Annotated in this window: 9 protein-coding genes; 3 read left to right on the forward strand and 6 right to left on the reverse strand. The window is 72.6% G+C overall.

The window, feature by feature from the left end; translation table 11 throughout:
- Together SJY07_RS14355 and manD are read right to left on the reverse strand one after the other, a co-directional pair.
- A complete protein-coding gene (locus SJY07_RS14355) occupies positions 1-801 on the reverse strand; it encodes a L,D-transpeptidase family protein (protein WP_328293562.1) in 801 nt (266 codons plus the stop codon).
- 117 nt (positions 802-918) lie between these two features.
- Complete coding sequence (gene manD, locus SJY07_RS14360) at positions 919-2,127, reverse strand: D-mannonate dehydratase ManD (RefSeq protein ID WP_328293561.1); 1,209 nt, start codon at positions 2,125-2,127, stop codon at positions 919-921.
- A 297-nt stretch (positions 2,128-2,424) separates the two neighbouring features.
- Here manD and SJY07_RS14365 point away from each other — a divergent pair, with 297 nt between their 5' ends.
- The 3 genes from SJY07_RS14365 to SJY07_RS14375 all read left to right on the forward strand — a co-directional run bounded on the left by SJY07_RS14365 (position 2,425) and on the right by SJY07_RS14375 (position 7,281).
- A complete protein-coding gene (locus tag SJY07_RS14365) occupies positions 2,425-4,323 on the forward strand; it encodes an NHL domain-containing thioredoxin family protein (protein ID WP_328293560.1) in 1,899 nt (632 codons plus the stop codon).
- A 168-nt stretch (positions 4,324-4,491) separates the two neighbouring features.
- The gene (locus tag SJY07_RS14370) at positions 4,492-5,043 is read left to right on the forward strand and encodes a hypothetical protein (RefSeq protein WP_328293559.1); all 552 of its coding nucleotides are present in this window, start codon (positions 4,492-4,494) and stop codon (positions 5,041-5,043) included.
- Positions 5,044-5,151: 108 nt separating this feature from the next.
- The gene (locus SJY07_RS14375; protein WP_328293558.1) at positions 5,152-7,281 is read left to right on the forward strand and encodes a DUF262 domain-containing protein; all 2,130 of its coding nucleotides are present in this window, start codon (positions 5,152-5,154) and stop codon (positions 7,279-7,281) included.
- Positions 7,282-7,942: 661 nt separating this feature from the next.
- Here the strand turns inward: SJY07_RS14375 and SJY07_RS14380 are convergent.
- Genes SJY07_RS14380 through SJY07_RS14395 form a run of 4 tightly spaced genes read right to left on the reverse strand, consistent with a single transcriptional unit; the run spans position 7,943 to position 15,985 of the window.
- Positions 7,943-9,178 (reverse strand): TIGR02679 family protein, encoded by a 1,236-nt coding sequence (locus tag SJY07_RS14380; protein WP_328293557.1) that lies wholly within the window; start codon positions 9,176-9,178, stop codon positions 7,943-7,945.
- Positions 9,175-13,248 carry a TIGR02680 family protein gene (locus SJY07_RS14385; RefSeq protein WP_380160014.1) on the reverse strand — a complete coding sequence of 1,358 codons (4,074 nt, stop codon included), beginning with the start codon at positions 13,246-13,248 and terminating at the stop codon, positions 9,175-9,177. Before SJY07_RS14385 ends, SJY07_RS14380 begins: the two co-directional genes overlap by 4 nt.
- A complete protein-coding gene (locus tag SJY07_RS14390; RefSeq protein WP_328293555.1) occupies positions 13,245-14,444 on the reverse strand; it encodes a TIGR02678 family protein in 1,200 nt (399 codons plus the stop codon). Before SJY07_RS14390 ends, SJY07_RS14385 begins: the two co-directional genes overlap by 4 nt.
- Positions 14,441-15,985, reverse strand: coding sequence for a TIGR02677 family protein (locus tag SJY07_RS14395; RefSeq protein WP_380160016.1), 1,545 nt, complete (start codon positions 15,983-15,985; stop codon positions 14,441-14,443). The genes SJY07_RS14390 and SJY07_RS14395 overlap by 4 nt, the downstream gene beginning before the upstream one ends.
- Between the last annotated feature and the right edge of the window lie 2 nt (positions 15,986-15,987).

Genomic DNA, 15,987 nt, shown 5'->3' on the forward strand with positions numbered 1-15,987 from the left:
TCAGCGCACGACGACGAGCGACCCCTGCGGCATGAGGTCGCGCGACCAGATCACGTCCATCGCCGCGTTCGTGACGCGCGCGCAACCGTGCGAGGCCGGGTAACCCGGGACGCTGGCCGCCCCGTGCACCGCGATCCCCTGGCTGGGGTCGAAGTAGCGCGGCCGGTAGAGCCGTCCGAGTTCCGCGTTCCGGATCCCGTCGACGCTGCGGTAGACGTGGAAGCTCCCCGCGGGGGTGTCCGCGAGGTCCGTGTGACCACTCGGTGAGCGGTACGTCTGGTAGGTACCGGTCGAGGTGTGGAAGATCGCGGCGATGCGGCCGTCGTCGGCGACGGTGAGGGTTCCCGCCCCACGGTCGACCTCGACGACGTGACCGGTGCGGACCCCGACCGCGGGCTGCGCGCCGCGTGCCAGGGCGGCCCGGGTGGCGGGTCCGACGACACCGTCGCGGGTGAGGCCGGCCGCCCCCTGCAGGGCCATCACGGCCTGCTTCGTGTTCTCCCCGAAACTGCCGTCCGGGGTGCCCAGCCAGTAGTTCAGGCCGGCCAGCCGCTGCTGCAGCGCGAGGACCTCGGGCCCGCGTGCGCCGGCCTTCAGCGACGTCTGGGTGAACGCGACGGTCTGCACCGCAACGGTCGTGGTCTTCGGGGTGGTCGGTGCCGCCTCGGCGTGGGTGAGGACGGCCAGTCCGCACGCGGCGAGCGCCGCGGTGGCGAGGGCGAGGCGAACGGTGCGCCGCAGGCGGGTGCCCTGCGCGGTCCGGTCGGTCGACGTCTCGTGCTGCGGACGGTGGGTGGTCATCTCGGTGTCCAGTTCTCGAAGGTCTGCCTCGGGACCCGGTGGTCCGGGTTCCGACGAGGAGACGCGCGAGGAGGGCTCCGTGTTGCACGTGCCGGGCCACGAGTTCCGCCGGTGGTCTCACCAGTCGTGCACGGTCCCGTCCGCGAGCCGGTTCACGGGCAGGTAGGCGGCCTCGTAGGGGTGCGCGGCGGCCAGTTCCTCGTCGAGCTCGACCCCGATCCCCGGCGCGTCACCGGGGTGCAGGTGTCCGTCGGTGAACGTGTAGGCGTGCCGGAACACCTCGTTCGTGAGGTCGGTGTGCCCGGAGTACTCCTGGATCCCGAAGTTGTGGATCGCGAGGTCGAGGTGGATCGCGGCCGCCGTCCCGACGGGGGAGATGTCCTCGGGGCCGTGGACGGCGCTCTTGACCTGGTACACCGCGGCGAAGTCGAAGAGCTTCTTCAGCGGTGAGATCCCGCCGAAGTGCGTCACCGCGGACCGGGCGTAGTCGATGAGCTGCTCGGTGATGAGGGTCTGGTAGTCGTGGACGGAGTTGAACACCTCCCCGACGGCCAGCGGGGTCGTCGTGTGCCGGCGGACGGTGCGGAAACCCTCCTGGTTCTCCGCGGGGGTGCAGTCCTCGAGCCAGAACAGGTCGTAGCGCTCGACGTCCTTGCCGAGCTTGGCGGCCTGCACCGGGGTGAGGCGGTGGTGGGCGTCGTGCAGCAGCGGGAGTTCCGGACCGAACTCGTTCCGCACCGCCTCGAGGACGCTCGGCAGGTGCCGCAGGTACGCCGGGGTGTCCCAGTCCTCGACGACCGGGAGCGCACGGTGCGTCGGGCGAGCGATGGCCTCGCCGGTGTGCACGCCGTAGACCGTCCGCAGCCCGGGCACCCCGGTCTGCACCCGCACCGCCTGGTACCCCTCGGCCCGGCGCGCGCGGACGGAGTCGAGGAGTTCCGGGACGTCGCGACCGTTGGCGTGGCCGTAGGTGCGGACCCGTTCCCGGGAGGCGCCACCGAGCAGTTGGTACAGCGGCAGACCCGCGACCTTGGCCTTGACGTCCCACAGCGCGACGTCGACCGCGGCGATGGCCGCCATCGTCACCGGCCCGCGCCGCCAGTACGCGCCCCGGTACAACGACTGCCAGGTGTCCTCGATGCGGTGCGGGTCGGTGCCCAGCAGCAATGGGACGACGTGCTCGCGCAGGTAGGCGACGACCGCCTGTTCGCGGCCGTTGAGGGTGGCGTCACCGAGCCCGGTGAGACCCTCGTCGGTGGTGAGCTTCAGGGTGACGAAGTTCCGGCCCGGGCTGGTGACGACGACGTCGGCGGCGACGATCCTCACGAGGAGGCTCCCGTCCCGGATCGGCGGTTCGTGGGGAGGTGGGGCACGCCGGCCAGGCTAGGCGGCGGGCTGTGCCCGAGGAAGACTCAGCTCACGCGGTCTCGACGGTGGTCCGGAGGTGTCCGTCGGCGGCGAGGGCGTTCTGGGAAGTGGTCACACCCCTGCTTCGGCGCGACGGGCGGCGGCGCGGAGCCGAGTCACTCGGATGGGCGTCTCCGTTCGCCCGGGTGGCGCAGGGGGTGCACTCACCGGTGATCGCCTCGTGGTCCGCAGGACCGTGTGGGGCACGATGGACCCGTGACCAGCACGCCCGTCCGTCGTCCCCGTGTCCGTGCCCCGCAGCTGGTGGGCCGCCGTTGGCTCAACACCGAGGGCGACCTGTCGCTGGCCGACCTGCGCGGCAAGATCGTCCTGCTGGACTTCTGGACGAGCTGCTGCGTGAACTGCCTGCACGTCCTCGACGAGCTGCGGCCGCTGGAGGAGAAGTTCGCCGACGTCCTCGTGACCGTCGGGGTGCACTCGCCGAAGTTCGCCCACGAGGCCGAGCCCGCGACGCTGGACGCGGCCGTCGACCGCTACGCCGTCCACCACCCGGTGCTCGACGACCCCCAGCTCACGACCTGGCAGGCCTACGCGGCCCGTGCCTGGCCGACGCTCGTCGTCGTCGACCCCACCGGCTACGTCGTCGCGTCGATGTCCGGGGAGGGGCACGCCCACGGGTTGGACGTCCTGGTCTCCGAGCTCGTCGCCGAGCACGAGGCCGCCGGGACGTTGCGCCGGGGCGACAGCCCGTACGTGCCACCGGCGCCCGCGGGGTCCGCGTTGCGGTTCCCGTCGCGGGTCGTGCGGCTGCCCGACGGCGGGGCCCTCGTCGTCGACACCGGTCACCACCAGCTCGTCGAGCTCGACGCGGACCTGGAGACCGAACGTCGCCGGTTCGGGACCGGCGCTCGCGGGTTCACCCCCGACACGTTCGCGGAACCCCAGGGGGCGGTCGTGCTGCCGCCCGAGGTCGCGGAGCAGGTGGGGTACGACGTGGTCGTCGCGGACAGCGTGAACCACGCGTTGCGCGGTCTGTCGCTCTCGACGGGTTCCGTGGTCACCGTGGCGGGGACCGGTTCCCAGCTCCGACGCCGCGAGGGTGGCGGGCCCGCGCTGGAACAGGCCCTCTCGACGCCGTGGGACGTCGCGTGGTTCGACGGTCAGGTCGTGATCGCGATGGCCGGGGTGCACCAGTTGTGGGCGTTCGACCCGCTCACGTCGGTCGTGCGGGTCCTCGCCGGGACCACCGCGGAAGGCATCAAGGACGGCCCGGCCGAGGAGGCCTGGTTCGCGCAGACCTCCGGCCTCGCGGTGTCGCCCGACGGCTCGACGGTGTGGCTGGTGGACGCCGAGACGTCCGCGCTCCGGTCGCTGCGGCGCAGTGGTTCGGTGGACCGTTCCGTTCCCGTGGTCTCCGACGACCGGATGGCGAACGTCGCCGCCGTCGCGGGTTCGGGCTACGTCGTGGAGACCCACGTCGGGCAGGGGTTGTTCGACTTCGGGTTCCGCGACGGTCCCGCCGCGGAGGCGTTGCTGCAGCACCCGTTGGGCGTCGCGGTCGCCGACGACGGATCGATCCTCGTCGCCGACACCTACAACGGCGCGCTGCGCCGGTTCGACCCGGCGACGGGCGAGGTCTCGACGCTCGTGCGGGACCTCGTGGAACCCTCCGACGTCCTCGTCGACGGCGACACGTTGGTGGTGGTGGAGAGTTCCGCGCACCGCCTGACCCGGGAACTCGCTCCCGCGAGCGTGCGGGTCGACGGGTCCGCCCACCGCGTGCAGCGGCCCCCGACCGACCTCGCACCCGGCGTGGTCTCCCTCTCGGTCTCCTTCACCCCGCCGACCGGGCAGAAGCTCGACGACCGCTGGGGCGACCCGACCCGCCTCACCGTCGCCTCGACCCCGCCGGAGCTCCTGGTCTCCGGAGCGGGTTCCTTCGAGGGGTTGTCGCGGACGCTGGAGTTCGCTCCCGGGGTCGAGAACGGGGTGCTGCACGTGAGCGTCCAGGCGGCCGCGTGCGACGGGGACCCGGAGACCGGGGAGGTGCCGGAGTTCGCGGCGTGCCACCTGTACCAGCAGGACTGGGGGATCCCGGTGCGGTTGGTCGACGGAGCGGCGGCGGAACTGCCGTTGGACCTGCGGGGGGCGTAGTCGGACAGGTTGCGCAGGAGTTCCGCGGGCGACTCCCGTGCACAACCCGCACGTGCTCCGACAGGCGGCCTGCGAACCCCGGAACCCGACCGTGCACCGCTGACCTGGATCGCGGCACGGCGTCGGTGCGTGTCCTGAGGCCCAGTGCGATTGGCTACCCTGACGTCCGTGTCGGACGCCACCGTGGACCCCTTCTCCAGCGCCTTCGGCCTCGCCGTCGGTGGCAGTGCTGCCGGAGCCGCAGAGAGCACCCGGTTGTCGTCGGCCGCCGGCAACCTGCTGCGCAAGGCGTTCGACTGCCTGAACACCGACGAAGCGCGGGCCCGCCGTCTCGTGGAGCGGGCGCTGGCGTTGCCCTACGACGAACACGAGCAGACGGTGCCGGCGGTGTGGGAGGCGTTCATGCTGCTCCACGAGGTGGTGCTTGATGAGCTCGAGTCGTCCGTCCCGGAAGAGCACGGCTGGTTGGACGCCGCAGCGGACGTCCTCGCCCGGCACACCGGCCCCGGCGCCGACGCGCTGCGCGGGGTGCTCGACTTCGACAGGTCCGCCGTGGAGCTCACCCCTGCGGAGGCTCAGCGGTGTCGGGAGCTGAACCGGGGCACGACGGAGGACACCTGGTTCGACGCCTCGCCGGGGGAGGTCACCGCGGAGACCGTGCTCGACGTCCTGCGCGTCGCGGCGGCGTTCCAGGAGGCCCTCGAGGTGGGACACGGCTGAGGCCGCTCCGCGGTCGGCTCACGTCGGTCGAGCTGCGCTTCCCGGCCGTCGTGGGCCGGCGACACCCGACACGGTGGCGGCTGCTCGGTCGCGCGGCAGGATGATCACGTGGAGACGATCGTCCGGACACCCCACGAGGTGTTCTACGCGCCCCAGCGCCTCGACGTACCGCTGTTCCAGCGGCCGTACGTCTGGACCCGCGAAGGACAGTGGGCACCCCTCTGGGCCGACGTCCGGCGGCTGGCCGAACTCGCTCTGAACGGTCCGGACACCGTGCCGCACTTCCTGGGGGCGGTCGTCCTGCAGAGCCGCCCGTACGTCGTCGGTGGCATCCCGAACCTCACGGTGATCGACGGGCAACAACGGCTCACGACGTTGCAGCTGCTGCTCGACGCCGTCCGTTCCGTCGCCCTCGAGGCCGGCGCGCACCAGGCCGCCGACCAGTTGCGCACGCTCGTCGAGAACGACGCGCCCTTCCGTGGGGTCGAGCACGACCGGTTCAAGGTGTGGCCCACGAACCGCGACCGCGACGCGTTCGTCGCCGCCATGACGGGCACCGGACACACGGGCCCGGCGGTGGGGCAGCAGCAGGTGGCGGCGGCACACACCTGGTTCCGCGACGTCGCCGAGGAGTGGATCGGGGACGAGGACGCCGTTCGGCGGGCGACGGCGCTGACCCACGTCCTGCGGACCAAGCTGCAGCTCGTCGTCATCCAGCTCGGCGTCGACGAAGACGCCCAGGAGATCTTCGAGACCCTCAACGCCCGCGGCACTCCGCTGTCGGCAGCCGACCTGGTGAAGAACTTCGTGTTCCAGCGGCTCGACGCCACCCCGAGCCAGGCGCAGACGATGTACGAGAAGTTCTGGCGGCAGTTCGAGACCCCGTTCTGGGAGAAGGAGGTCACCGTCGGGACGACACCGCAACCCCGATCGTCCGTGTTCCTCACCCAGTGGCTGACCGCGCGGGTGGCCGAAGAGGTGCCGCCGCGACAGGTCTTCACCCGCTTCAAGCACTACGCCCAGGTCGAGGCCAGCGAGGCGATGACGGACCTCCTCCCGCGGCTCCACGCCTCGGCCGTCGTGTACCGCGAGTTCATCGTGAGCGGCCAGCGGTACGACGGAGACCTCGACCGGCTGGGGTTGTTCGTCTACCGCACGGGCGCGTTGAACCAGGAAAGCGTCCGCGCGGTCCTGCTGTGGGCGCTGGATCCGGACCAGGAGCCGATCCCCGGGGACCAGCTCGACGAACTCCTGGGGTCGGTGGAGAGCTGGGCCGTGCGCAGATCGCTGCTGCGGCTCAGCACCGCCGGGTACGCGCGGTTGGTGGCGGAGCTCTTGCAGGTGCTGAGGAACTCCCCGCGGTCGGAGGCCGGCTCCGTGACGACACGCGTCCTGGCGCAGCAGACGTCGTCCGGGACGTACTGGCCACCGGACGCCGAGGTCCGTGATCAGCTGCGGACCTCGCCGGTCTACCGGCGTCTGCGACGCGGCCGGCTGCGCATGGTGCTCGAGGCGGTCGAGGACCACGCGCGCGGCTATGGCATCCCCGGGGCCAAGCGTTTCGCCGATTCCCGCGTGGGCCGGAACAAGCTGGCGATCGAGCACGTCCTGCCGCAGACGTGGGAGACGAACTGGAGCATCGGGGACAACCCCGTCGCGAAGCAGCGCCGGACCGAGCACGTCCACGTCCTCGGGAACCTGACCCTGGTCACGGGCAGCCTGAACAGCAAGGTCTCCAACGGTCCGTGGCTCGGGACCGGCGGGAAGCGCGAGGCTCTCAACGCCCACGACGTCCTCATGCTGAACCGGCGTGTTCGCGAGGCCGGCGAGGACGGCTGGGACGAGACGGTGATCGACGTGCGGACCGACGAACTGACCGGACGACTGCTCCAGGTCTGGCCCGCACCCGCCGGCCACGCCGTCCGTCCCGACCTCGGCAGCACCGACCTGGCGCACATCTCGGTCCGCGACCTGTTGCAGGCCGGTCTGCTGCAGCCGGACCAGCCGATCTACGCTCGCCGTGCGGAGCGTGAGCACGAAGCCCGGGTCCGGGCCGAGGGGTGGATCGTCGTCGACGGTGTCGCGTTCGAGACCCTGTCGGGTGCGGCCAAGGCCGTGGCCGGGCACGCCCTGAACGGTTGGTGGTTCTGGTCCACCGATCGCGCGGGGGTGACCACGCTGCGGAAACTCCGGGAGCAGCTCGCGGCGGGGGACGGCGTCGACGACGCGGCGGAGTGAACTGAAGCCTCGCCCGGAGCGCCGTCCGGGGTTCGTGCTCGACGACGGCTCGCTCGTGCACCCGGCCTTCGACCTCGTGGTCGCCGCGGTCGGTGACGCGCACGAACAGTGCCTCCTCGCCGGGTACGTGGACCGGTTCGGCTGGTGGGCCGGCGTGCGAACGCTGGACCGTCCCGGACGCCTACGACAGCGCTGCGGCGCTGATGGCGTTGGATCCCGCCTCCCGGGAAGCGATGCCGAACGGGTGACGGCGCTGCTCCAACTCGCCGCCTACGCGCACCTGCTCGAGCGGACGGGAATCCCGGTGCAACCGGAGGTGCACCTCGCCCACGGATCCGGGCAGCGGGTCTCGCGACGCGTCGGCGAACTCGTTCCCGTGTTCCTGATCCGCACCGAGCGACTGGTGCGGTTGCTCGAGACCCAGCGCGAGCGGCCGGGTTCCGTCGAGGTGCGGATGTGCGGGCGGTGCCGGGAGCGAGACCGCCGGGCTGGAACGGCTCCGCGTTCAGGACCTGTTGCACGTCGCGCAGGAGGATTCCGGGCTGTGCTCGTCGAGGTGTTCGCGCCCCCGACCGCCGGCTCGACGTGGCGCTGTCCCGCGCGCTGGGACCACCTGCCCTCGAGTCCCGACGGGCGGGCCGAGTGGGGGCGTTCCTGCGGATCACGGGCGGTGGGCCCGGCGGAGATCGGTGAGCAGTTCGGGGAGAACGGCCTCCTCGTCGACCCCGGACCCGTTCTCCTCCATCGCTTCACGGAGTTCCGGGTCCCACGGGGTCGCGACGGCCCGTCCGCGGAGCGGTCGCCCGACGTGCTGGTGGACGGCCGAACGGTAGCTGTCGGCGTCGAGCCGCCACGGCTCCGCCGGGCCGAGTTCCATCACGGTCCTGGCGATCGCCATCCCGCCCCAGTCGAAGTCGCCGTGGTGGGCCAGTCGGCCACCGCAGGCGAGGACGGCGCGCAGCAGTGCGACGACCGCTGCGCCGGGGCGCCCTGACGTGCACACCAGGGGAGGGGCCCCGGCCGCCAGCTCGTCCGCGGCAGCCGCGACGACGACGGGGTTCTCGCAGACGTGGACGGTGACCCCCGCGAGGTCGGGGAACTCGAGGGGGGACCGGGCGAGGTGGCGCAGGGTCAGCACCACCGGGGTCCCGGTGTCCCGCCAGGCGGTGAGCGCCCGGCCCGTGGGTGTCCCGTCGCCGGGCAGGCCGAGGCTGAGGACGGTGGAGGAGAGTTCGTCGCGGACCACGCCGAGCCGAGCCCACAGGGCCCGACGTCCCGCTGCCGAGACGGGGCGCTCCAGGTCGTGCCAGCGGGCGCCGGCGGCGAGGACGAGGTCGGCCAGCGGGCCGTCGTCGAGCGCGTGCGGGTTGTGGCACGTCCGCTGCGCGAAGGCTCCGAGTGCCTCGTCACGACCGGGGAGTGCGTCGAGGACCGCGGCGAGGGACGCGGTGAACCCTGCGGCGTCCGTCTGCGCGGCCAGCGTTCGCCGGAGGGGGCTGGCATCGCGGGTGGCGGCCCACCAGTCGGCCCACCGCTCCACCGCGCACACCTGGTCGAGCGGGGCGACGAGTTCGTCCCACGCGCTCGCCCGCTCGGCGAGCAGGTGCGCCCGGATCTGCACCGGACCCGTCAAGGTCTCGACGGCCGTGGCGAGGCCGGGGAGACCGGCAGTGCGCAGCACCGCGTCGACGTCCTCCAGGCGGACGCTCAGAGACCGACCGCGTCCTGCCGGGCGACCCAGCAGGGTCTCGAGCGCAGCCCGCTGCTCGGCCGAGGCTCGAGGGAGGGTGACGGTGCCCTGCGTCGTGCTCCCCGCCGCGAGGCGGCGCCGCACCCGGTCGACCAGCCAGCGGGTGTGGGGTCCACCCAGCAGCCGCTCCAGCCGGGCATCGCTCACGGGAACAGGCCCTCCTGGTCCGGAACGCCGGTCCGGGGCGCGACGACCGGCAGTTCCTGACTGACCGGGCGTGCGACCCGCTGCTTGCGACGCCCGTCCCACCGGTAGGAGGTGACGAGGACGGCGTCGACGCCCTCCCGACGGGAGACGTTGCTGATCGCGATCCCCGGCACCTGCGGGTAGCACGCCCACTCTCGTTCGCTGGTCATGACGACGTCGAGGTCGAACTCGGCCAGCAACCCGAGGTAGTCGGCCCGCGCGGTGTCGTCCACGCCGGCGAAGGCTTCGTCGAGGGTGATGATCCGGGGCGCGTGCGGGTTGCCTGCCGAGCGGTAGTGCGCCGAGGCCGCGGCGAAGAGGGGAACGCTGGCGGCGAGCACCTTCTCCCCGCCCGACGCGGGGCCGGACGCGGGCCGCCACTGCCCGTTTTGGTAGCGCTGCACGACGAACCGGTGCCACGACCGGTAGTCCAACGCGGTCGTGAGGTGTTCCAGCCACGTGCCGACCCCTTCGCGGTCGGCGCGCACGGCGTCGATGCGGTCCTTGAGGAAGGCTCCGACCGCGGACTGGTCGGAGAGCGACCAGGCATCGGCGCTCTGCCGCAACAGCCGTTCCCGCGCCTGGGTGAGACCCGCGGGACCGTCCTCGACGACACGCCACTGCATCCGCAACCGCATGCCGGTGCTCGTGGGGCGGCGTTCCAGTTCGGCGTTCATGTCGTTGACCTGGCGGTCGGCGGCTCCGATGAGTTCCTGCAGGGCGCTCGCGACCTCGGCGACGAGGTGGTTCTCCAGGACCTCGCGTTCCCGCGCGTCGAGGAGTTGTCGACGCTGCTCCGCGTCGGCGACGAGTTCATCGCGCAGCGCCGGCACGGTCCTGGGTCGTCCGGCGTAGCGGACCTCGACGCGGACGACGTCCTCGGACAGGTTGAGTTCCGCCGAGTGCCCGTGACGGGAGAGCGTGTCGGCGAGGGGTTTCACCTCCTCCGTCACGGTCTGCTGCACCCGGCGCCAGGCGTTGTCGTCGAAGGGGATCTCGAGGGCCTGTTCGACCTGGCGCGCCAGACGGACGGTGGGGTCCGGGGCCCACACCACTGCGGTGTCCGGGATCTCCAGCCCGGGGAGGGCGACAGCGAGGACACCCGTGCAGGCGAACCGGTACAGGCTCTCGGCGGCCGTCGCGCGTCGTTCGGTCTCCTGGGCGAGGTCGAGGTCGAGGCGCACGATCTCCCCCTTCGCGTGACCGAGCGCCTCGGTCGTCGTCGTGAGGCGGGAACGGGTGGTGCGTTCACTGTCCCGGGCCTTCCTACGGGCCGTCTCCACCTCCCCGAGGCGCCGGCGGAGTTCCTGAACGGCCGAACCCACCGTGGCCTCGAGTGTGGTGAAGCGTTCGGCGGCGGCGGCCTCCTCGCCGCGTCGGGTTGCCAGTTCCCGCTGCGCGGCTCTCGACTCCTCCTGCCGCAGCTGCGCGGCGCCCGACGTCGTGCTCACCCGAGTCGTGGCGAGCTGCAGGCGGACGCGGGCCGGGACGTAGCCGGCGACGGCCAGCCGGAACTCCGCCAGGGCCCCGGTGACCTCCTGGAGGCCCTCGCTGGTGAACGGCAGCCCGAGTTGTCCGGCGTCGTCCTCGCCGCCCGCGCGGCGGGAGAGGGCCCGTTCCCGGGCCGCGGTCACGTCCGCGCGATCGCGTTCGAGCTGCTCCTCCGCTTCGGTCACCGCGGTGCTCAGCGTGAGGACCAGCGAGTGGGCACTCCGCAGGGGGCCTTCGTCGGGAACCTCCGCGAGTTCGACGCCGAGGACGCGCAGGTGCTCCTCGACCTCGGTGATCTGCTCCTGGAGCGCGGCGACCTCGGACTGCAGGAGCCGGGTCTCTTCGTCGATCTCGCGCAGGCGTCGGCGGCGCGCCGCTTCCCGGGCGCCCCGACCCAGGAACTCCGCCTCGGGTTTCGACCACCGCCCCGTCAGGACCCCGAGCTGGTAGCTGCCGTCGACGTCGGCCCGCACCTCGCCCTCGCCCGTCCCGATGCACTCGAGCAGGGTCGTGAGGGTGGGGTCGGAGACCGTCGCCGCCCGAGGTTCCTCGCGGTCCACGGCCGGACGCAGCAGATCCGCCAGGGATCGTCGCGGTCGCCCGGTGGTGGGCACCAGCAGCGCCTCTCCGTCCGGGCTGGTGAGGTCGCCCGCGGGGGACACCCAGCCGTCGAGCAACCCGGAGGCCTCCAGGGCTCCCTCGAGACCCGCTCGCTCGAGGGCCGTCAGGTCCTCCCGGAAGTCGACCAGGCGCCACAAGGGTGCTCCGTCACGGTCGCGGCCGGACCCGCGGAACCGCGCCGCGGGGGGCGAGCTGTCCTCTCCGGCGAGGAGTCGTCCGCGTTCGGCCTCCAGGGTGTCGATGGCGTCGCTCCGCGCCCTCTGCGCACTCCTCAGGTCCGCGTCGCGGCCCCCCAGCGTCCGACTGCGCCGTTCGACCGCTGTGGTGACGGCCGTGCGGGCCGGCGAGGCACCGGTCATCGACTCGGTCCAGACCTGGGTCCGGGAGAGCAGACCTTCCAGGTCGTCGACGCGGAGTTGCGACGTCGACGCGAGGTGCGCGCGCAGGTCGGCGACGTGCTCGGCGGCGCGGGTGGCGACGTCGGCCCGCGCGAGGGCGAGACGCTCCTGCAGTCTGGCGGCGGCGGCCTCCTCCCGGTCGAGTTGGGTCTGCAGCCGTCGGTGTTCACGCTCGAGGGAGGCGACCTCGTCGAGCAGGGCGGAGACGTGACGCACCTGCCCGGCACGCCGCGCGGTCTCGCGCTCCGCGCGGGTGCGCACCGTGGCAGGGTCGGTCGCCTCGAGGTCGTCGGTCGGCAGGCCGGCGGCGGTCGCGGCGGTCAGCACGTCGTGAGCGGCCGCGCTGGTCTCGGTGGCGGCCCGGTCGTGCTCGGTGCGTGCGTCCTCCAGCTCCCGCTCGGCGGTGCGTTCCCGGGCCAGCGCCTGATCGTGCAGCTCGGCTGAGGTCCGGGCTGCCTCACGTGCCCGCGTCGCGGCGGCCGCGACCTGCTGGAGGTCTGTCGCGGCCCGCGCGTCGTCACTGTCCTGCAGGGCCTTCTCCCGGGCCTGCAGGCGCTGCAGTTCCAGGTCGAGTTCCTCGAGCGTGGTCTCGGCCCTTCGGACGGCAGTTTCGGCCTCTTGCCGTTGCGCGTGCGCCAGGCCCAGCTGTCGACGGACCTCCTCGTAGGCGGACTGGGCCAGCCGGGGGGCCTCGGCGCGGCGGCGGGCTGCCGTGCACGCGTAGCGGTGGTAGTGCTCGAGGAACCGGCCGGCGGCGTCGCGGGCCTCGACCACCGCCTCGAGGTCCCGGCGGTCCTCCTCCAGCGCGCGGAACGCCTCCGCGACGTCGGCGAGGATGCCCCCGTCGATCGGGGGCAGCGCTTCGGTGAGCGCGGCCGACGTCAGCGCTTCGTCCGGTTCCTTCGTCAGTTGCGGTCGGCGCAGCTGGATCAGCAGGTCCACCAGAGCGGCGTACCGGTCCTCACCGAGCCGGAACAGCTTCTCGTCGAGCTGCTTGCGGTAGCCCTTGGCGGTGTCGTGGACGGTGCCCGTCGCTCCGATGGCCTCGGCGAGGCGGGCCTTGGCCAAGGCTGTGCGGGACGGGCTGATCAGCGAGAGCTCCGCGCCGATGCGCCGGGAGGTCGTGAAGAACCACGTCGTGACGCCGCTGCGACCGCGGACGGCCTTCATCCCGCAGCCGATCCCGAAGAACTCCGGGCCGGTCTCGGCGTCGAGCCGGCCGAACTCCAGCCACGCGTACCCGGTCCGTTCGGAGTTCTCGTGGGCTCCCCCGAGGAGCAGGTTCCACTCCATGTGCTTCTTCCGGTCACCGTCGGGCTCGACGCGGTAGGGCGAGGTATCCCCGTCCAGCAGGAACGGGAGCGTCAACGCGAGCACTTTCGACTTGCCCGCTCCGTTGTTGCCGCGCAGCAGGAGACGGCCGTCGTGGAACCAGAACTCCTCGGTGTCGTAGTGGTACAGGTCGACGAGACCGAGCCGCAGCGGTTGCCAGCGATCGAGGTGCGGGACGGGCAGGTTCACGGTGTCGAGCCTCCGAGGGGTCCGGCCGGGGTCAGTGCGTAGCGGTGCAGCGGGGGGAGGGCGCGGACGGCGTCGGTCTCGCGTCGGGCGAGGTGCAGTGCCTCGAGACGGTCGACCGCGATGGTGACGAGGCCCACCTCCGCCCCCGCCAGTCGGGCGTCCTTGCGCCAGTAGGCGGCGTACCGGCTCGCTTGCGACGCGACCATCGCGTGCAGCACCCGCACGGGGACGGCGTCGGGGTCGGCGTCCAGCAGCCGCTCGGCGACCAGCAGGGCCACGTGCCCGTCGGTCCCGTCCTCCGGCATCCGGAGGTCGGTGAGGTCGTCTGCAGGATCCACCATGGCGACCCCCTCGGCCCGGATCTCCGCGCGCAGTCCGGTGAACTCCTCGACGCGGTCCACGAGGGCGCGCCGCTGGCTGAGGAGGTAGGCCCGCTCGTCGGCGTCCAGTTCAGCCGCCAGCAGGACCGGGTCGTCCAGCAATCGGCGCGTGAGACGTTGCCGCAGTGCGTGGTTGCGGGCGTCGTCGGTGAGGGGTGGCGTGGTGGCGAGGAGTTCGGTCAACCGGTCCTCGGGTGCCACCTCGGCGAGCAACGACGGCCCCCGCGGTGCCACCAGCAGCGCGGCCAGCACGTGCCGGTCCACGTCGTAGAGGACGTCACCACCGCTCGCGACGAAGGCGTCCTCGTCCCCGCTGATGCGGCTGAGCACGCCCAGGGCGAGGAGGGCCCGGACCACGGCGACCAGGTCCCCACGTTCGTCGCGCGTCTCGAGACTGAACGTCAGACCGACGCTGCTGAACTCCTCGTCGGTGACCATGAGCAGGACCTCCTCCGCCAGTTGGCCGAGGGTCGTCTGGGCCTCGGAGCGTTCCAGGGCGGCCAGCGCGAGACAGAGCAGGACGTAGCGGCGTCGGGTCAGCGGACGGCCCTGGCGGTCCAGCGCGGGCCGTGTCCCGTCCGTCGCATCGGCCGGGACCTTCTCCAGCCGGGCGAGTTCCGGTTCCACCCGCAGCCGCCACCCGGTCTCCCGGTCGAACCACCTCCGCAGGTGGTCGGCGTGCCGGCGCACGAGGACGAACTCGTCGGCCTGGGGTCCCCGGGGCAACAGCAGGGGGTTCGCCAGCAGGGTCCGGGCCGCCCTGCGGCGTTCGCTGCTGCGGTCGAGTTCCAGCCGTCGGCTGAGTCGCTCGCTCACGCCGCACCGTCCGGTGCTTCGTCGTTGTCGACGATCACCAGGAGGCAGTCGTCGATCGTGAAGGCGCCGTCCGGAGTTCTCACGGTGGTCCTCCCGGCCTCGGCGACGGGGGTCAGGACGATGTCCAGCGAACCGTCGGCGGACGTCGCCCGGACCGGGGCGGACCGCCGGTCGGCGTGCCGGGCGGTGACGGCCTGCCCGAGCAGGCCGAGGAACAACCCGAAGGCCGGGGTGGAGAGTTCGGGAAGTTCCGAGAGCCGGGTGGCTCCGCTGCGTAGGAGTTCCGCGCGGGCAGCCGCGAGTTGGGCCACCTCGGCGTCGGCCTGCTCGGCCAGGTGCCGGCGGGCGAGGGACCGGTCGGCGACCTGTGCGATGCGACCGCGGCGTTCGTGGTGTCCGGTGCGACGGAACTGAGGACTGATCTGCAACGGTGGAGCCTGCGCCCACGGGGTGCTCGACGGCACGGGCTGCTCGTCGCGGGCGGTCAGCGAGTCGGTGTCGATGCTGAGGTGGCGTGCCGGGCTCACCCCGAAGGCGGCGCGCCACAACCGGTGCCGGGCGGCGTCGTCCGGCGCCTCGGCGAACCACACCGCGAGCCGGCGGAAGTCGGCCGAACGGTCCGAGCGGCCGGTGCGGCGTTCGTTGAGGACGGCGACGGCCCGCAGCAGTTGGGGGATCGCCGAACGGGCTCTGCGCCGGAGGAGGTCCTTCTGGCTCGGGCTCGACCGCGTTCCGCGGAACCAGTCGTGCAGGCCGCGCCACCGCTGTCGCCACAGCAGCGTCAGCCGGGCCAGCTCCGCGGCGCGTGCGGAGTCGTCCTCGGTCCCCGGGGCCACGTCGGAGGCCTCACGTTCCGCGACCGCCACCAGCAGGCGGTCCACGTCGAGGTCCTCGGCCCGCGCGACCAGCCCGCTGATCTCTGCGCCGATCGTCACGAGGTCGGAGAGGAACCGTTCGAGGTAGTCGATGATGCGGTCCTTGTAGGCGAGGAACGCGTCGGTGTCGGCGTCGTGCAGGTCGATCGAGCTTTGCAACGACCCCATGAAGACCGACGCGTTGTCCGCCAACGACTCCAGCCGGGTCACGAGCACCGCGAGCAACACCGAGGCCTGCGCTGGATCGGGCTCGCCGGACTCGGCCAGGACGACCAGAGCGCGCAGGTGCTCGACGATGTCGCCGAGGGCGACGGCCTGCAGAGCTCCCCGTCGGCCCAGGTTCTCGTCGTAGGTCTGGAGGGCGCGTTCGGCGGCGAGACCCTCGGGGGTGAGCTGGTACAGGAACCGGGCCCGGTGGAAGTCCTCGACCGTCTCGACCCGCGCGGTGTCCGGATCGGCACGCAGGTTTCCCCAGTCGACCAGGCGTCCCAGGGCGGTGCTCACCCGGTTCAGGTCGAGTGGGTCCCGGCCGGTGAGCTCGGCGAGGACGTCTTCGGGGCGCAGGTGCAGGACGTAGCGGGCGCGGGCCTCCGCGAAGACGTCGAGGACCGCCCGGTAGGTCTCCGTCAGCTCCGTCCCCAGGTGGGCGAAGGGCTGGTACTGCACGT

It is taken from the genome of Kineococcus sp. R86509 (assembly GCF_042466365.1).
GTDB lineage: Bacteria > Actinomycetota > Actinomycetes > Actinomycetales > Kineococcaceae > Kineococcus.

Excerpts from the sequence above, each read along its gene's own strand:
- SJY07_RS14355 (WP_328293562.1), bottom strand. The coding sequence starts at position 801 with ATGACCACCCACCGTCCGCAGCACGAGACGTCGACCGACCGGACCGCG.